The sequence below is a fragment of the Rhodanobacter sp. BL-MT-08 genome (genome assembly GCF_054161255.1).
In genome coordinates this window covers 3581262-3599888 of record NZ_CP167872.1, presented here as the reverse complement: position 1 = coordinate 3599888, position 18627 = coordinate 3581262, and the positions used below count along the sequence as shown (strand labels likewise).

Annotated in this window: 14 protein-coding genes; 3 read left to right on the top strand and 11 right to left on the bottom strand. The window is 63.7% G+C overall.

The window, feature by feature from the left end:
• The first annotated feature begins 124 nt into the window (after positions 1 to 124).
• Entirely contained in the window at positions 125 to 1018 is an 894-nt protein-coding gene (locus ACDK93_RS16030; protein WP_458069944.1) for a tetratricopeptide repeat protein, read from the top strand.
• 123 nt (positions 1019 to 1141) lie between these two features.
• Here ACDK93_RS16030 and ACDK93_RS16025 read toward each other — a convergent pair whose 3' ends face one another.
• The gene (locus ACDK93_RS16025; protein WP_458069943.1) at positions 1142 to 1951 is read right to left on the bottom strand and encodes a hypothetical protein; all 810 of its coding nucleotides are present in this window, start codon (positions 1949 to 1951) and stop codon (positions 1142 to 1144) included.
• A gap of 244 nt (positions 1952 to 2195) precedes the next feature.
• Here ACDK93_RS16025 and ssb point away from each other — a divergent pair, with 244 nt between their 5' ends.
• Entirely contained in the window at positions 2196 to 2720 is a 525-nt protein-coding gene (gene ssb / locus ACDK93_RS16020) for a single-stranded DNA-binding protein (RefSeq protein ID WP_458069941.1), read from the top strand.
• Between the two features lie 61 nt (positions 2721 to 2781).
• On the opposite strand, the gene ACDK93_RS16015 is transcribed toward ssb, so the two are convergent.
• The 10 genes from ACDK93_RS16015 to ACDK93_RS15970 all read right to left on the bottom strand — a co-directional run bounded on the left by ACDK93_RS16015 (position 2782) and on the right by ACDK93_RS15970 (position 16025).
• A complete protein-coding gene (locus tag ACDK93_RS16015; protein ID WP_458069940.1) occupies positions 2782 to 4113 on the bottom strand; it encodes an IS4 family transposase in 1332 nt (443 codons plus the stop codon).
• A 192-nt stretch (positions 4114 to 4305) separates the two neighbouring features.
• Positions 4306 to 5292, bottom strand: a complete 987-nt coding sequence (locus ACDK93_RS16010) for an ABC transporter permease (RefSeq protein WP_458069939.1) — start codon at positions 5290 to 5292, stop codon at positions 4306 to 4308.
• A gap of 8 nt (positions 5293 to 5300) precedes the next feature.
• Entirely contained in the window at positions 5301 to 6269 is a 969-nt protein-coding gene (locus ACDK93_RS16005; protein ID WP_458069938.1) for an ABC transporter permease, read from the bottom strand.
• The gene (locus tag ACDK93_RS16000) at positions 6266 to 7729 is read right to left on the bottom strand and encodes a sugar ABC transporter ATP-binding protein (protein WP_458069936.1); all 1464 of its coding nucleotides are present in this window, start codon (positions 7727 to 7729) and stop codon (positions 6266 to 6268) included. Before ACDK93_RS16000 ends, ACDK93_RS16005 begins: the two co-directional genes overlap by 4 nt.
• 188 nt (positions 7730 to 7917) lie before the next feature.
• The gene (locus ACDK93_RS15995) at positions 7918 to 8952 is read right to left on the bottom strand and encodes an ABC transporter substrate-binding protein (protein ID WP_458069935.1); all 1035 of its coding nucleotides are present in this window, start codon (positions 8950 to 8952) and stop codon (positions 7918 to 7920) included.
• A gap of 353 nt (positions 8953 to 9305) precedes the next feature.
• Complete coding sequence (locus tag ACDK93_RS15990; RefSeq protein WP_458069933.1) at positions 9306 to 11312, bottom strand: M1 family metallopeptidase; 2007 nt, start codon at positions 11310 to 11312, stop codon at positions 9306 to 9308.
• 8 nt (positions 11313 to 11320) lie between these two features.
• Positions 11321 to 12562, bottom strand: a complete 1242-nt coding sequence (locus ACDK93_RS15985) for an AGE family epimerase/isomerase (RefSeq protein WP_458069932.1) — start codon at positions 12560 to 12562, stop codon at positions 11321 to 11323.
• Entirely contained in the window at positions 12559 to 13536 is a 978-nt protein-coding gene (locus tag ACDK93_RS15980; RefSeq protein WP_458069931.1) for a carbohydrate kinase family protein, read from the bottom strand. The genes ACDK93_RS15985 and ACDK93_RS15980 overlap by 4 nt, the downstream gene beginning before the upstream one ends.
• Positions 13537 to 13621: 85 nt before the next feature.
• A complete protein-coding gene (fucP, locus tag ACDK93_RS15975; RefSeq protein WP_458072498.1) occupies positions 13622 to 14857 on the bottom strand; it encodes an L-fucose:H+ symporter permease in 1236 nt (411 codons plus the stop codon).
• A gap of 115 nt (positions 14858 to 14972) precedes the next feature.
• The gene (locus tag ACDK93_RS15970; RefSeq protein WP_458069929.1) at positions 14973 to 16025 is read right to left on the bottom strand and encodes a LacI family DNA-binding transcriptional regulator; all 1053 of its coding nucleotides are present in this window, start codon (positions 16023 to 16025) and stop codon (positions 14973 to 14975) included.
• Positions 16026 to 16179: 154 nt separating this feature from the next.
• Between ACDK93_RS15970 and ACDK93_RS15965 the strand changes: the two genes are divergently transcribed.
• Positions 16180 to 18543: a GH92 family glycosyl hydrolase gene (locus ACDK93_RS15965; protein WP_458069928.1), complete on the top strand. Its 2364-nt coding sequence runs from the start codon at positions 16180 to 16182 to the stop codon at positions 18541 to 18543.
• The last annotated feature ends 84 nt before the right edge of the window (positions 18544 to 18627 follow it).

The window sequence follows — 18627 nt, the reverse complement described above, 5'->3', positions numbered from 1 at the left end:
CCGCCGCCCGCGGCGTCTCGTGGCCTTGACGGCGAAACGACGGCGCAATGCTAGCCTTGCGCTCCGGCCGAATCGGCCCGATTTATCAACCGTCGGCCGCAAGGTCGTGCCATCGGAGAAACGCGTGAAAAAGCTTTTGTTGACAGGACTGTTGGTGCTTCTGGTCAGCGGATCGGCCTTCGCCGCCGATGGTCCGAAGGAAGTGGAGGCGGCCATCCAGCAGGGGAATTACACGCTGGCCGAACAGGATTTGCGCCAGGCGATTAACGAGCATCCGCAGAGCGCCAAGGCGCACTACCTGCTGGCCCAGGTGCTTGCGCATGAGGGCAATATCGGTGACGCGCAGAAAGAGGCCGCTCAGGCCAAGACGATCGATCCGAAGATCAGCTTTACCGACCCGGCAAAGTTCAACCGTTTCCAGGCCGAGTTGAACCAGACCCTGGCGCCGTCGACGGGCGTACGCCGTCCGGTGACGAGTGCGCGTGAAGCCCCTTATGCGGCTGAGCAGCCCGCGGCAGTCCAGCCGCGCTCCAGCGGCAGCATCTGGCCGTGGGTGATCGGCGCGGTGATCGTGGTGCTGCTGTTTGGCTGGTTCCGTCGCCGCCAGCAGGGTGTAATGAACAATCCGGGTTACGGCAATCAGGGTTATGGCCAGCAGGGCTATGGCGCGCCCGGCCCGCAAAATCCGTACGGCAACGGGCCATATCCACCGCCGGGCTATCAGCCGGGTCCGCAGGGCGGCTTGGGTGTGGGCGGCAGCATTCTCGGTGGACTCGCCGGTGGCGTGCTCGGCGCGGCCGCGGTCAACGCGTACGAAAATCACGAACGTCGCGAGGAAGAAGAGCGCGGCGATTTCCAGTCCGGCAACAACTTCGCGCCGAACGCGCCCGATCCGCAGGATCAGGCCTTTGACCAGCTGCGCGACCAGCCGATCGATATGGGAAATAACGACGACAGCTGGGACGACAGCAGCGGCGGTGGCTCATTTGATGACAGCGGTGACGATAGCTGGAGCTGATGTGGCGAAAGGTGTGACATAGGTTGGGCTGAGCGAAAGCGAAGCCCAACGTCACTTGGTAACCCATGTTGGGCATCGCTTGCGCTCAGCCCAACCTACGCTCAACGTTGCTACGTCCAGCTCTCACGGAATCTTGCACTGCCCGTCCAGCGGCGCTTTGGCGGCCGCGTCCAGGTCGGCGCGCGCAACGTCCTTGTTTTTCGACGGATCGAACAGGATTTTGGCGCTGACGTTCTTGCCGCTGCTGCTGCGGATATTGGCAATACCGTCGAAGCTCAGCAGTTCATGCGTCTTGGCATCGTAGGCCACGTCCAGATGCGGCAGGGCGAAGCCGATCACGCTGTCCAGGCTCAATCGGTACTGGCGCGCGGCGTGGCCTTCGATCCGGGTATCGGCCTGGCGCTTGACCCGAAAGCTGAGCGTGCCGAGGCGGCTGGGCACCAGAAACGGCAGCGTGTCGCCGTCCTTGCTCATCGTGTCCCAGTGCGCGCGGATATAGGCGTCGAAGCCGGCGTCGATCACCGGCATGGGCGAGGTGTCCAGCGTGGCCATGCGCTCCTTGGCGTTCGTGCTGTCGCGCACGAAAACCTCGCGCCTGGCGCCGTTGTTGCGCACGCCCTCCTGATAGCCGGTTCGGCCATCGTCCAGCTCGAAATTGGGCGCCTGGGCGCTGCCGTCATCGTGCAGGGTCTTGCGGGCGAACGGTCTGCCATCGGGGCAGCGATACAGCACCAGGCGCGAGGGGTTGCCGCCGTCGCTGTAGATCCAGTGGGATTCGGTGTACATCATGTGGCCGTCCGAGGCGGATGCCTTGGCTTCGACGTAGTGGATCGCATCGGATCCCGCAGGACTGCTGCCTGCGGCGACGGCCGTCGCCACCAGGCTGAGCGTCAGTCCAAGCGTACAAGCGCGGCGATGAAAGGGCATCGTCAAGGGTTATCTCCCGTAGCTGGTGGGTTTGCGGCGGGCAGGCATGCTTGCCCGCCGCAGAGAGTCACAGGGCTTAGTTACGGGGTGCCGCAGCGCGCGGATGCATCCGTGGCGCATGCTGAATGCCGAAAACGGCCGCAGACAGCTATGATGGGAGGCCGTCGGACGCGCAGAAATTGTGCGCAGCCGGCAATTATCGACAGCGGTCGACGCCCGGGCGTCGGCCACGCACAGCGAGGTTAGTGATATGGCACGTGGCGTCAACAAAGTCATTCTGGTCGGCAACCTCGGCGGTGATCCGGAAATGCGCCATACCGGCAGCGGCACCGCGATCACCACGATCAACATCGCCACCTCCGAGTCGTGGACTGACAAGCAGTCGGGCGAAAAGCAGGAGCGCACGGAGTGGCACCGGGTAAAGCTGTTCGGTCGCCTGGCCGAGATCGCCGGTGATTATCTGAAGAAGGGCCGTCAGGTCTATATCGAAGGTTCGCTGCGCACCGACAAGTACACGGACAAGGCCGGCGTCGAGCGCTACAGCACCGACGTGATCGCCAGCGAAATGCAGATGCTCGGCGGCATGGAAGGCGGTGGTGGCGGCAGCGGCGGGGGTCAGCGCGAGCGTCCGTTGAGCTCGGGCGGTCAGCGCAGCGGCGGCGGCGGTTCCTCGCGCGGCGGCGATCGCGGCGGTGACGACTACGGCCAACGCGCGCCTGCGCCGTCGGCACCGGCCGGCAACAGCAGCTTTGATGACGACGATATACCGTTCTGATCGGCCGTCCGATTTTCTCGTGGATCGCATAAAAAAAGTCCGCCGAAAGGCGTAATGCTGTTCACTTAAGCGGAGCAGCCTTTCGATTCACGGGGTAGCGAGTCTTGGATATTTTGACGGACCTCGGCCTGGAAGGCCGAGGTCGTCTATCCAGAAACAGGTTGCCGATTCCGGCCCTGAGTTCAGCCAGTCGCGCTCCGGTGCGTGATAGAGGTTGCGCTGCCGCCATGACAATGAGTTGGGCGGCGATGTATTGATAGGCGAACTTGAAGCGCACTCGGGCTGGCTCTTGGCCGTGCGCCACGGCGGCCTGACTGGCCTCGCGACGGATCACGTTGTAGCCCAGGAGCAAACCCCAGACTTCCTGATAGATCAACGCGACGGTCTTGCTGCGCAGCGTGACGGCGTTGTGTTGCAGGGAGCTCTTGATGTCCCGGAAGCCTAACTCGATTTCCCAGCGCTCCCGATACAACTGTGCAACGGCTTCGCTGGAGTAGTGCTCGGCTGGCAGCGAGGTGTAGACCGTTCTTCGCTGTCCCTTGTGCATGTAGCTCACGGCTCGCACTTCCCAGACCGCAGGCAGTTCGGGGTTACGTTTGCGTGCCTGCGGCGAGACCTTCATCTGCACCCACTGATCATCGGCGTGGTAAGTCTCCCGTGTCTCGCACACCAGATTTTTGCGAGCAGGAATCAGCCAATGCCGTTGTTGGCCGCCACCGGCCAGACGCAGCAGCAGGTCAGCGCTCCAGAAGCCCTTGTCCAACAGGGTGATTGAGCGGTCCGGTATGCGGTCGATGAACTCATCGGCCAAGCGAATTTCGCTGCGCCGATAAGGACTAAGCTGGGCATCCAGCATGACGTGCGAACGGACATTCATCAGGGCGACCAGTCGCATCATCGGGAACGGTGTCTGGCGATCGGTGCCGGTATTGCCCGAGCCGAAGTGTTCACGCAATGCCGGGGTGTCCGGGGTGCGCAACACCGCGCCATCGGCGGCCAGCACCTGCAAGCCGTGCCAGTCATCGCCGGGATAGCGCTCCTTGCCCCAGCACTCGCCGGTCTGACGGAACAGGCATTGCAGCGGCTCGGCGCCAAGGCGCTGACGCGCCTGAGAGACGCCACTGCGCGCCAACAGACTGTCGCTGGCCAAGCCTTGTGCGCAGATGTTCAGCCGACGAGCCACCTCCGAGATCGGCTCGTTACGAAACAGTGCCATGCCCAGCACCAGCCACAGCACCTGATCCAACGGTAAACGCCGGCGGCGAATTGTGGCCGAGGAGGAAAGGTCCAGCGCCGAGGCTACCCACTCGACAGGAATGTGCTGCGCGAAGGTACTCAGATCAGAGAACGAGTGCAGCTCATCGATATCAAACAGAACACTTTGCAGGGACACAAAAAATCCGGCCTTCAATAGGTGAAGGCCGGATTCTTGGGACGCCTTGGCTACGATGCAATGCTTAAGTGAACAGCATTACGCCGAAAGGCGGACTTTTTTCATGCCTGCGCGGGCCGTCGGTACGGGATCACGGCTTGTCTCGATGGGAGGCGTTCCGTATCGCCGGCATAGTCGTGGCCGAGCGCCGATCTACAGCCGCTGCGATCTTGCTAGCACCGTCTGAATGACGACGACGATCGCCAGAAACACGCCGGAAACCACCGCCTGCACCGACGAGTTGAGCGAACCGACCTGGTTGATCATGTTCTGGATGACGCTGAGCAAAAGTACGCCCGCGAGCGTACCGGCCAGGCTGCCGCGCCCGCCGACGAGCAGCGTGCCACCGATGACGACGGCGGAGATCGCGCTGAGCTCAAGGCCGACCCCGACCGTGGGCACGCCCGACGACGAGTAGCCGGCGTTCAGCGCGCCGGCCAACCCCGCGCACAGTCCGCTCACCACGTAGACGCTGAGTTTGACCCGCGCCACGGGTAGACCCATGAACGTCGATGCGCTCTCCGAGCCGCCGACGGCGAAGATCGACTGGCCGGCGCGGGTGTGAGTAAGCGCGACGGTGCCGAGGATCACGGCGACGATGGCGATGACCGCCGTCCAGTGGATGCCGAACAGGCCGTTTTGACCGACGGCGGAGAACGCTGCGCTTTTGACCAGAGGCGTGGTAGCGCCACCAGAGGTAATGGCAAGCACCAGTCCACGAACGGCGAGCAATCCAGCCAGCGTGACGATGAACGGCGCCATTTTCGCGTACGCCACCAGCAGCCCCTGAAACAGCCCGATTGCGCCGCAGACCGCGAGCGGCAGGACGATCGCGCCTGCAAAGCCGAAGCCGGACCCCTCGGCCGCCAGCACGCCACCGAGCGCGAACACCGAGCCGACCGATAGATCGATGCCGCCGGTGAGAATCACGAACGTCATGCCGATAGCCACGATCAGCGGGAACGACGACTGCGTAAGAATATTGCTGAGGTTGCTGAAGCTGAGAAAGCTCGGGAAGGAAAACGCACCAACCACGATAAGAATAAGCAGCGCCACCGCAGCGCCGTAGCTCTGCAGCATGCCGGCGATACGCTCGCGTCTTGCACGCTGGTCGGCGGCCGGCTTGACGGTTTTTTCCATAACGACGCTCATCGGACGACCACCCTTGCGCGCTGAATATAGACGGCTAAAAGAATGATCAGCGCCTGGGTGATCTGCGAATAGGCGTCTGGTACGTTGTGCTGATTCAGCGTGGCGCTGATGAACTGCAGCAGCAGCGCACCGGCCACCGTGCCGATCACCTTGACCTGGCCGCCACTCAGCGGCGTCCCGCCGACCACGACGGCGGTAATCGCCGACAGTTCGATCAGGTTGCCCAGCGTCGAGGGTACGGAAGCGCCCAATCGTGCCGTGCCGATGACGCCCGCAATCGCCGCCAGCACCGCACAGAGAACGTAGACCAGCAGCAGGATGCGCCGGACGGGCAGCCCGGACAGCTCCGCCGCGCGACGATTTCCGCCGATCGCAATCAGCTGTTTGCCAAAGGTTGTGCGATGAACGAGCACGGCCACCAGTAGAACGGCAACGAGGGCGATAAGCACGCTATACGGCATACCGGCAGTCGATCCACGTCCGACCGCAAGGATATTTGGATCCATGATCGACACCATCTGCTCGTGCGCGATCAGTAATGCCGCGCCGCGCCCGGCGACCATCAGCGACAGCGTCGCTACGATGGGCTGAACGCCGACGAAGGCTACCAGCGATCCGTTGATCACGCCGACCACGGCGCCGACCAGCATCGCGATCACCACCACGGGTATCAGTCCGTAACCGATATACAGCGGCATGATCGCCGCGGCGAGCGCCATCACGCCGCCGACGGAAAGGTCGATGCCTTCGGTGCCGATAACCAGCGCCATGCCGAGCGCCACGATCAGCACGGGTACGACCTGAACGAACTGGGTGCGGAAGTTTCCGAGGTTGAAGAAGTTCGGCGTGAATACGAGGTTGAACAGCAGCAGGAGAACGATGGCGATGTACACGCCGTATCGTTGCAGGAGGCCGAGCAGCGCCTCGCCCTTCGGCAGTGCCATGGTCATGGTCGCCTCGGTCATGCGTTCGCTCCGACCAGCGCCGCGAGCAGATGTGTTTCGTCAACATCGGCATCGCGCAGTTCGGTCTCGATCGCTCCGTCGCGCAGAACGACGATGCGGTCCGAGCCCTCGACCATTTCCTCGACTTCCGAGGACACCAGCACGATGGCGAGGCCCTCTCTGGCGAGCTCGTCGATAAGCGCCTGCACTTCCGCCTTGGCGCCCACGTCGATGCCGCGGGTCGGTTCGTCCAGAAGTAAGACCTTGGGGCTCATGGCGAGCCAGCGTGCGATCATCACTTTCTGCTGATTGCCGCCGGAAAGTTCCGACACGATCTGGTCGGGCGACGAGGCCTTGATATGCAGCCTCTTCATGAAAACGTCCACCACGGCGTCCTGATTGCGCCGCGACGAAAAGCCGGCGCGGGACAGGCGAGGCAGCGCTGCGAGGACGATGTTGTCGCGCACGGACAGGTTCGGCACGATGCCTTCCACCTTGCGATCCTCCGGCAGCATGACGATGCCGGCGCGGATCGCGGCCGGCACCGACCCGCTTCGCACCGGCTTGCCGTCCACGCTCACCTGACCGCGATCGAGCTGCATCACGCCGGCGATCGCCTTGAGTGTTTCGGACCGCCCGGACCCGAGCAGTCCGCCCAGCCCCACGACTTCGCCCGAACGAATCTGCACGCTCACGCCCTCGATCTGGTGCTGGCGACTGAGATCCTCCGCCACGAGCACCGGCTCAGCCGCGCTCGCGTGATTTGCACCGAAGGTCGTGCTGCCGCTGCGTCGGACCTTTTCGACCGAACGACCGAGCATGAGCGAAACGAGCTCGACCCGCGGCATATCGGCCAGCTCGCCGACGTGCACGACCGATCCGTCGCGCAGGATGACGACGCGTTCGGCGACGCGATAGATCTCGTCCATGCGATGACTCACGTAGACGATCGCGACGCCCTGCTCGCGCAGCAGGGATACGACGGAGAAAAGCGTCTCGACCTCGCGGGCTTCCAGCGACGAGGTGGGTTCGTCCATGATCACGATGCGCGCGTTGATGCTAACCGAGCGGGCGAGCGCCACCATCTGCTGCACGCCCAACGCGAGGCTGCGCAGCGGTTTGCGAACGTCAACGTCGATACCGTAGACGTCGAGCAACGCGCGGGCGGCGGCAAACATCTTGCTGAAGTCGATAAGCCCGAAGCGGTTGCGCGGTTCGCGTCCGAGAAAAATATTCTGCGCGACCGACATCAGCGGAATCAGGTTGACTTCCTGGTAGATCGTCGAGACGCCAACGCGCTGGGCGTCGAGCGGTCGGGCGAACCTTGCCAGCGAGCCGCCGAGCAGCAGCTCGCCGTCGTCCGGCTGATAGACGCCGGTCAGCACCTTGATCAAGGTGGATTTTCCGGCGCCGTTTTCGCCCATCAGCGCGAGACTTTCGCCGGCAGCCACGGCGAAGTCCACGGAATTGAGCGCAGTCACGCCGGCGAATCGCTTCGTGACGCCGCGAGCTTCGAGCACCGGCGTGGTGGAACACGGTGCTGACTCAGTCCTTATCATGCTTGTCTCTCCCGCATTGCGTCGGCGTCGGACAACAGCCGAAAGTCGCAGCCGGGCGCTTCGTCATCTGAGGCCAGATGCAGAAGCGCTTGCTGCGAGCGCGCGTGTTCTCAGAATGCCGAATCGACTTTCTTGGCCGCGTTCGACGCGTCGTACTGGGTATCTTCGATAACGATGTTCTCGCTGACCGGCGATCCGGAAAGAAAGGTCTTGAGCGTCGAGAACGCCAGCGGCCCGAAGCGCGGGTTGGACTCGATCACGCCGTTGTAGGCGCCGGTGATGATCTGCGACACGGCGTTGCGGGTGCCGTCGATGGAGTAGATCTGGATATCCTTACCAGGGCTCTTGCCGGCGGCGATGATCGCGGCCTGTGCGCCCAGTCCCATCTCATCGTTTTCGGCGTAGATGACCGAAATATCCGGATGCGCCTGCAGCAGCTGTTCGGTCACCGACTGGGCGGTCGAACGCTCGAAATTGGCGGTCTGCTGCGCCACGATCTTGATGGCCGGTGCCTTGGCGGCCATTTCGTCGACAAAGCCCTTGGTGCGCCCGGTCGTCACGCCGTTACCGGATGCGCCCAGCAGGATGGCGACATTGCCCTTGCCGCCGGTGCCCGCGATCAGCTGATCCGCGGCGCGCTTGCCCTGCTCGACGAAGTCCGAGCCGAGGAACGTGACATAGTCCTTGCAGGCGGTGGCGTTGAGCTGGCGATCGATGGTGAGCACGGGAATATTTTTCGCGCGGGCGACCGAAAGGGCTGGCTCCAGTCCGTCGGAGTTGAGCGGTGCCACGATGAGAACCTGCGCGCCCTGCGAAATGAGATCCTGGATGTCGGAAATCTGTTTGGACAGCGTCGACTGCGCGTTGGTCTTGATAAGCCGCTTCACGCCGATCTTGGCCGCTTCGTCGCTGATCGACTTGGTTTCGGCGATGCGAAAGGGGTTGTCTTCCTTCTCCGATTGCGAGAAACCCACGACGGCATCCTTCAGGTCGATCTTGCTGCCGTGGTAATCCGCCAGCGAACAGGCCGGGCCGCTCGACGCCTTGACCGTCTGCTGTGTATCGGCAGAGGTTGAATTGGCGGCGGAATCTGGCGTGCCGGTATTGGTACACGCCGTAACGGATACGCCGACGGCGGTGATCAATGCTAAGGATCCGACGAGCGACACGACGCGAGGACGTAGAAAGGTGTTTTTCAACATGGCTGTCCAACCTCATTATTTTAGGAAGACGTAAGCGCTCGCGGGACGCGAAGGCGCGCGTTGGTGCGGTGGTACTCGATACGATCCTTTCAAAAAAACACGTCAAAACACCATACGCCTTAATCGAAGCGATGGGCCTCGTCGCGCGTAATGTTCATGAGCCAGTGTTGCCAAAGAGTGTTCAAAATCAACGGCGGTAATTTCGTCATATTTACATTCCTGAGGGGCGGCGAGTTGCTACCAAAATTGGCCCGTGAGGTCGCGTCGCATTCGGCATTTGGATGCGTCTGGCCCTCTCATTTCATCGTGAGAACGTTGTTGCTTCGGTTGTGATCTGGCAGCACATGTGCGGGATCGATGGTGATCGACTTGACCCTGCGCGCCCCGTCGACATGGATCAGATATGTGCGGTGCTGCTGCCAGGTTTCCCACGGCACGCGCACATCCTGCCTGCTGCCATCGTCGTAGAGCACTTCGAGTGTGGCCGGCAGCACCAGCTGATCGAGATTGACCACGGTAACGTCGAGCCCTTTGTGGAAATCGCCGCCGGTATAGGCGGCTTTTTGCACCGCCAGATCCAGCTGCCAGTTGTGCTGGTACCAGGCGTTCCAGAACCAGCCGAGATCTTCGCCGGTTTCGCTTTCCATGAAACGGAAAAAGTCCGACGGGCTGGGATGCTTATAAGCCCAGGTAGCGATATAGCGGCGGAACGCAGGGTCGAAGCGCTCCGGTCCGATGATTTGTTCGCGCAACAGGGTGAGGCCAAAGGCGCCCTTGAAATAGCTGATCGGATGGCGGTATTTCTCGGGCACCATATCGGCGCCGATGAGCAGCGGAGGCGCGTTCGTATCGGCTAGTACGATAGCCATCTGGTCGGCCGGCGTGCCTTTGCCGGGCGCGTATTCGCCGTCGCGCTTGGGCGCGAATTCGCCGTGGTTGAAGTGGTCGGATTCGTAGACGTCGATGAAAGTGTTGAAGCCTTCATCCATCCACGCATCGCGGCGCTCGTTGCTGCCCACGATCATCGGGAACCAGCTGTGGCCGATCTCGTGCGCGATCAGCGCGTGCAGGTCGCCGCCGGTGGTGGTCTTGTCGTCGAAGGTGATGCCGGGATATTCCATGCCGCCGGCGGTGCCGGCTTCGTTGACGGCCACCGGCCACGGGTAGGGAAACCACTGTGCCGAGAAATATTCGGTGGCAGCCTTCAGATATTCGGTGGCGCGGCCCCAGCCTTTATCGCCGGCGCTTTCCACCGGATACAGCGACATCGCCAGCGCGGTCTTTCCGGCCGGCAGGTTGATGCGCGCGGCGTCCCAGACATAGGCCTTCGATGCGCCGAACGCCACATCGCGGCTGTTCTGCATGCGGAAATGCCAGGTCAGGGTGCCGCTGCGCTTTGGACGGCTGGACGGCTGGGTCACTTCCTCGGGCGTGCGGATCATCACAGTAGTATCGCTATGCCGCGCCTGCTCCAGCCGCTGCTGCTCGGTGGCGGTGAGCACGTCGGCGGGATTGAGCAGTTCGCCCGAGCCGGTCACAATCATGTCCCACGGCACGGTGACCGAATAATCGAAGTCGCCGTATTCCAGATAGAACTCGCTGTTGAGGTACGGCGCGGTGTCCCATCCACGCAGGTCGTCGTAGACGCAGAGCCGTGGATACCACTGCGCCATTTCAAAGATGTCGCCGTTCCTGCTGGCGTTGACATCGGTGCGTCCGCCGAACTCGCCGGGCACGGTGTAGCTCCAGCGAATGTGTAATCGCACTTGGCCGTCTTCGGCTTTCAAAGCCGTCGGCAAACGCACCTGCATGCGGGTATCGGAAATGAACCAGGTCGCGTTCTGTAGCTTGCCGGTGCCGTCTTCGACCTGCACCGACTCGATATGTTCGCCGTCGGTGAACTCGGTCGGGAATTGCGCGCTGAAGGCACCGCGCGCGTCCTTGCGATAGCGGTTCTGTTCCACCTGCAGCCACAGCACGTCGAGCGCGTCGGGGCTATGGTTGGTGTAGGCGACGACTTCGCTGCCGCTGAGTTTTCGACTGATCGGATCGAGCGTGGCTTTGATCGTATAGTCCGCGCGGTTTTGCCAGAACAGCGGCCCCGGCATGCCGCTGGCGGAGCGAAAGGCGTTGGCCGGCTGCGGGTAGGCGTAAGGCGCGAACGTCTGCGACGGATCGAACCGCGAGGCGGATGATTTATCGGCTGCCGCCGCAGAAGATGCGCCGATCGCGGGCAGCATCAGCAGGGCGAAGCCGGCAGCGACTAGCCTTGGATCCAATATAGGTATGCGGGTTTTGTGCATGGCCTGGCTCACGGCATGCCGCCGGACTCGATGAGCGCCAGCACCTCATAGCACGCGCCCATGGTGTGATAGTCGGTCTTGCCGGCCGGGCTTTTTTCGTCGTCGATCTTCTGGTTGTCGACGGTAAGGATGCGATACCACGCGCCATAAGTGTGGTCGACGAAATGCTCCCATGCGTAGGCCCAAATTTTTCCGTACCAATCGTCATAGGCGGCCAGGCCGGTGCGCGCGTGCAGCAGAGCTGCGGCGGCCAGTGATTCGGCCTGCACCCAGAAGTATTTGTCGCCGTCGCAGACGCTGCCGTCCGGTGCGAAGCCGTAGGCGATGCCGCCGTTGGTTTCATCCCACGCGCGCGCCAGCGCGGTGTCGAACAGATGCATGGCAGTGGGCAGCAGCCAGTTCTCCTCGCGGCCGCGTTCGAGCAGCAGCGGCTCCATGATCATCAGCAGCTTGGCCCATTCGGTCTGATGGCCGGGCTGATAGCCCCAGGGGCGGAAAAGGTCCTTCGGATTGTCGCGGTGGTAATCCCAGTCGACGTTCCACTCGCTGTCGTAATGCTCCCACACCAGGCCATCGGCCTTGGCCGCCTGCCGGCGCGTCATGTGATCGGCCAGCGTCAGCGCGCGCTCGAGATAGCGCGGATCGTCGCTGGCCTGGTACGCCGCGAGCATCGCTTCGCACATGTGCATGTTGGCGTTCTGGCCGCGATAGCTGCTGAAGTTCCAGTCGGCGTCGGCTTCGTCGCGATAGAGGCCGGCTTCGGCATCCCAGAAGCGCTGCTCGAGCAGCTGCCAGGTTTCGTCCATCCACGCGGCGGCCTCGCCGATGCCGGCCTTTAGCGCCGTCGAGTAGGCGAGCAGCACGAAGGCCACGCCGTAGGCGTGGTTGGTGCGATCCTCCGGCTGACCGTTGCGGATGGTCCAGGTGTAGCCGCCGGTTTTCGGGTTGCGATGCACGTCGCGCAGGTAGCGCAGGCCGTGATGGGTGGCATCCATGTACTCCTTCGCCAGCGCAGCGTCTTCGGCGAATTCCATCGCGGCCATCGCGTAGTTGAAAACGAAGCGCGTGCTGCTGACCAGATGGCGGTGACTGCGATCGTAGATCGTGCCGTCGTCCTTGAAGTATTGAAAAAAGCCGCCGGCCGGATCGATCGCGTGCGGATGGTAGAACGCCATGGTGTGGGCGATATGCTTGCGTAGAAAATCGGCGGAGCGGAAATCGGGCGTGCCGCGGGTGGCGTCGGAACTCATGCGTGGGTCTCCATGAAATGTCGGGTTTCGGCATCGGTCGGCATCGCGGTAAACGAGCCCTGGCGACCAACGGCGATCGCGCCGCAGGCGGCGGCGTAGCGCAGCACCGCATGCAGATGCGGCAGCGACGTGAGCAGCGGCTGCAGGCGTTCGACGCCTTGGCCTTCGAGCGTGGCGAGCTGATACAGCAGGCCACCGACAAAGGCGTCGCCCGCCGCCGTGGCATCGACCATCGGCACCGAATAGCACGGCAGCTCGCCGTCCATGTCTGGATGAAACCAGCGCATCGGCTGATGGCCGTCGGTCACGATCAGCAAGGTGGCGCGGCCTTTCCATAGCGCCTCGAGCGCCGCGTCTTCGCCGTCAGCGGCGATGTAGGCAAATTCTTCCTTGCTGAGTTTCACCACGTCGGCCAGATGCAGTGCCGTCCACAAGGCGGCGTGCGGCTCGCTGCCTTGCGGCCACAGGGCCGGGCGAAGATTCATGTCGAAGCTCACCAGCGCACCTGCCGCGCGCGCGCGGCGCATGCCTTCGTAGGTGGCTTCGGCGAGATCGGGGTCGGTCAGGCTGTTCGAGCAGATGTGGAAGATCGCGACGTCGTTAAAGGTGGTCTTGCTGAAATGCGCGGCACGAAACAGCAGGTCGGCCGACGGCGGCCGGTAAAAGCTGAAGCTGCGCTCGCCCTCGGCATCGTGCGTGACGAAGGCCAGCGCGGTATTCGCCTCATCGGTCCGCGCCACGTCCTGCGTGCCGACGCCTTCGTGCTGCAGGCGGTCGAGCAGAAAGTCGCCGAAGCGATCCTGGCCCAGCATGCCGGCGAAGCGCGCGTCGCCGCCGAGTCGCGCCACGGCGACCGCCACGTTGGCCGGGGCGCCGCCGGCAAAGGGCACGAACTGCTGCGCGAATCCGCGCTCGTCGCTGCCCTGCGCATGAAAGTCGATCAGCGCTTCGCCAAAACACAGTATGGGTTGCATGGTCACGGTCTTGAATTCTTGAGTTTTGAAAAAAAACGGGGCGAAAAAAAACGAGGCGCCGGGGCGCCTCGTTCGGATGGGTCATTTACTTGATGGTGCGAACCTTCGAACCGCTTACGCCGTAAAACAGAATGTAGGCGTAGCAGAGCAGCGGCAGAAAGAACGCGTGCTGCAGGCCGATATGGTCGGCAAACACGCCCTGCACGTAGGGAATCAGCGCGCCACCGACGATGGCCATGATCAGCAGGCTGGATGCCTTGCTGGTCAGCGTGCCGAGACGCTCGATGCCCAGCGCGAAGATGGTGGGGAACATGATCGAGTTGAACAGGCCGATCGCCACGATGCTGTAAACCGCCACGTCGCCGCTGGTGAGCATGGTGGTGAGTACCAGCAGCGCGTTGATCGCGGCGAAGATCGACAGCAGCGTGCGCGGCAGCACTTTCGCCATCAGCGCCGAGCCGATGAAGCGGCCGACCATCGCGCCACCCCAGTACAAGGACACGTAATGCGTGGCCTGCTGCTCGGTCATGTGACCGATGTCCGGCATCGCCAGATAGTTGACCAGGAAGCTGCCGATGGAAACTTCGGCGCCCACGTAGAAGAAGATGCCCAGCACGCCGAACAGCACGTGCGGATGGCGCAGCGCTTCCATCAGCGTGTGCTTGGTGGTGGCGCCCGGCTTTTCGGTGGTTTCTTCCAGCGTGGGCAGGCGGAACAGCCAGACGAAGACGGCCAGCAGAAACAGCACGATGGCCAGGCCGACGTACGGCATCTGCACGGCCTGCGCCTGCTGGGTCTGGTAGATCAGCTGCTGCGCCGGCGCGAGCTTGGCCAGCTCATCCGGCGTCTTGACCACGTTGGACAGGATCAGCAGGCCGCCGAACAGCGGTGCCAGCGTGGTGCCCAGCGAGTTCAGCGCCTGTGCCAGGGTCAGGCGGCTGGAGCTGGTTCTTTCCGGCCCGAGCAGCGCCACGTAGGGGTTGGCCGCGACCTGCAGCACCGTGATGCCGGTCGCCAGCACGAACAGCGCGCCAAGAAAGGCGTTATACGAATGCAGCGCCGCGGCCGGCCAGAAGCCCAGCGCGCCGATGCCGGCGATGGCCAGGCCGGCAACGATGCCTTTCTTGTAGCCCAGCGCGGCGACAAGCTTGCCGGAGGGCAGCGCCATCAGAAAGTACGCGCCGAAAAAGGTGAACTGGACCAGGATTGCCTGCGCGTAGTTGAGCTGGAAGATCGACTTCAGATGCGGGATCAGAATGTCGTTGAGGCAGGTCAGGAAGCCCCACATGAAAAAGATCGTGGTGAGCACGCCGAGCGCCATCGGGTAATCGGTGTAGCGATTGCCCTTGCTGGGGCCCGATGCGGCGGCCGTGGGCGGGATGTTTGGAGCCATGGGAAGTCCTTGAGTGGGTTTTGCGTGAGTCGATCTGGGGGATTCAGAAAGCAGGCGGCGGACAGCTGCTGGCGCGGATCACCAGTTTTACCGGTGCGATAGTTTGGCGATTGGGCGTGTGCGGTTCGTGCAGGCGCTGCAGCATCAGCTGTGCGGCCTGCATGCCGCGCTCGTGCGGGGCGGTCGACAAGGTGGTGAGCGGCGGCATGCCCAGCGCGGCCTCGGCAATATCGTCGAATCCGGTCAAGGCGAAATCCTTGCCCGGGCGCAAGCCGAGCTGGTTGAGGCCGAGCATCAGGCCCAGGGCGACCGCATCGTTGTAGCACACGGCGGCCGTAGGCGCGGCGTCACCGGCAAACAGCGCGGCCGTGCGGTGCGCCGCGTCGAGGCGGGTCGGCGCGCATTCGATCTGCCATGCCGGTTCCACTGGCAAATGGGCGGCCTGCATCGCTTCGACGAAGCCGGCGCGCCGCTGGCTGCACGAGCTGGAGTCGTGGTGACCGCCGAAAAAGGCGATACGCCGATGGCCGCGCTCGATCAGGTGCTCGGTCGCCAGCCGGGCACCGCGCTGGTTGTCCAGTGTCAGCTGATCCCAGCGCGCCTTTTCGGGGGCCACACCGCCAAGCTCGCGATTGAACAGCAGCAGCGGCGACAGCGGACCGATGGCCGCGAGCACGTCCTGCGCGTTGCTGTGCTCGGCCGGCGACAGGATGATGCCGGCCGGGCCGTGTTCCAGCAGCGAGCTGAGCACGGCCTGTTCGCGGCTGGCCGACTCGCCGGTGCAGCCGAGCAGGGTGACATAGCCTGCGGCAGCGAGCGCTTCGTCCACACCCGCGGCAAATTCCGCGAAGAAGGGATTGGCCAGATCGTTCAGCACCAGCGCGATGCTGGTCGAGGTGCGCCGGCGCAGATTGGCCGCCGCGCGGTTGTAGACGTAGCCCTGCAGGCGCAGCTCCCGTTCGACCCGCGCCCGCGTTTCGCGATTGACCAGCGGACTGCCGCGCAGCACCAGCGATACCGTGGCGCGCGACAGGGCGCAGCCGGCGGCAATATCGTTAAGCGTGACTTTGCGATGGATCGGTGGGTGGCTGGACACGGTACTCTGCGAGGGCGTCGATGCAGATTTGGAACGATCCAAAGGTAACTTATCGACGCAGTTAAACACGCCGCGACGCAGCATGCACCTGCCGGGTGCTGGATGCTAGCGTGCGAAGTCTGCTGATCTTCCGACTCCCCGGTTCGAGGTTGAAATGGTCTTGTGTTCGCGCACTGTGTTGTCCCGGTTGATCGGCTCGGCGCTGCTGGTCTCGGCCGCCGCCGTCCTCCCGGCGCAAGCCCAGGCTCCGCAGGGCGGCCATGCCGCCGCCGTCGATCCGCGCATCGGAACCGGCGGCGATGGCCACACGTTCCCGGGCGCCACGGTGCCGTTCGGCATGATCCAGCTAAGTCCGGACACGGCGATGCCGGACTTCAAGCACGCCTATAAATGGGCGGCGGGTTATCAGTACAACGACCCGACCATCATGGGCTTCTCGCACACGCACTTTTCCGGTTCGGGCCACTCGGATCTGGGCGATGTGCTGGTGATGCCGATCGCCGGCGACGTGAAGCTTGATCCGGGCGATGCGGCCCAGCCAGGCAGCGGCTACCGCTCGCGCTTTTCGCACGACACCGAGGTCGAGCAGGCCGGTTACTACGCGGTGACGCTGGCCGACTACGGCGTGCGCGCCGAATTGACCGCCGGGCAGCGGATCGGCTGGCATCGCTACACGTTTCCCGCGGACAAACCGGCGCATGTATTGCTCGACCTGCGCCCGAGCATCTACGACTACCCCGGCAAGGTGCTGTGGGCGCACCTGCGCGTGCAGAGCGACGGCACGGTCACCGGCTGCCGCACCACGCGCGGCTGGGCGCCCGGGCGCGAGCTGTGTTTTGCCATGCGTTTCTCGCAGCCGATGACCTCGCGCGAGCTCTACAACCGCGAGACCGACACGGTCTACAAGGGCTTCGCCGGACCCGGCAATCAGCCGCAGGACAAGGACGCGCAGAACGGCCGCGCGCTGGTCGCCTCGTTCGATTTCGGCCAGATCAAGCAGCCGCTGGAAGTGAAGGTGGCGATCTCCACGGTCAGCGAAACCAACGCCGTGGCCAATCTCGACCAGGACGGCGCCGGCTGGGATTTCGACGCCCGTCGCGCCGAGGCGACCGCCGCCTGGAACAAGGCGCTCGCGGTGATCGATGTCGATGGCTCCAGGGCCTCGACCACGCTGTTCTACACCGCGCTGTATCACGCCATGCTCTCGCCCACGCTGAGCATGGACGTCAACGGCGAGTTCCGCGGGCCGGATCACGCCGTGCATCGCGCGCACGACGCCAAGGGCGACTTCAACTTTTATTCCAGCTGGTCGCTGTGGGACGTCTTTCGTGCGCAGCAGCCGCTGATGGTGATGCTCGACCCCGCGCACAGTACGGATTTCATCCGCTCGCTGATCGCCGCGCGCGAGGCCAGCCCGTTCGGCATCCTGCCGGTGTGGGCGTATCAGGGTCTGGAGACGTGGTGCATGATCGGCTACCACGCGCTGCCGGTGATCGCCGACGCGTACATCAAGGGCATCCGCGGCTTTGACGCCAACGCGGCGATGAAAGCGATGGTGGCCAGCGCGACCTACGCGCCCTACGGCGACCTGGGCGACTACATGAAGCTCGGCTACGTGCCGATCGACAAGGAGCCCGAAGCAGCCTCGAAAACCCAGGAATACGCCTACGACGACTGGTCGCTGGCGCAGATGGCCAAGGCCATGGGCAAGCGCGACATCGCGGCGACCTTCGGCAAGCGTGCCACCAACTGGCGCAACGCGTGGGATCCGAAAACCGGTTTCATGCGCGCCCGGCTCAGCGACGGCAGTTTCCACACGCCGTTCGATCCCGAAGCCGCCGGTTACGGCACCGACTACACCGAAGGCAACGCGTGGCAGTACTCGTGGTACGTGCCGCAGGATGTCGCCGGCCTCATCGCCGCGGGCGGTGGTAACGCCAAGTTCATCGCCAAACTCGATCAGCTGTTCGACGCCAAGGTCGATCCGCAGCGCTTCAAGAATGTGGAGGACATCACCGGCCTGATCGGCTGGTACGCGCACGGCAACGAGCCCAGCCACCACATCGCCTACCTCTATGACTATGCCGGCGAACCGTGGAAAACCCAGTCGCGGCTCAAGCAGATCATGGATACGCAGTACGCGCCGCGGCCCGACGGGCTGACCGGCAACGACGACCTGGGCCAGATGTCGGCCTGGTACATCTTCACCGCGCTGGGCTTTTATCCGGTGACCCCGGCCAGCGACGAGTACGCGATCGGGCGGCCGTTCGTGGCGCGGGCGGCCATCCACTTCAGCAACGGGCATACCTTCACGGTGAGCGCCGATCCGCTGGACGACGCCCACCCTTACGTAGGCGCCGTGACCCTTAACGGCAAGCCGCTGGAGCGGGTCTACCTGCACCACGCCGAGCTGCTGGCCGGCGGCGAGCTGCATTTCAGCATGCAGGCGCAGCCGAACACGAGCTGGGGAACGACCGCCGCGGCGCGGCCGTCGGCAACCAGCAGGTACGGCCGTTGACTGGATGGATACGGAAATCGGGACGGTTGCGCCGGGCGTGCCGGCCGCCGCTTGGCGTTCGGCGAAAACATGCCAAAATGCCGT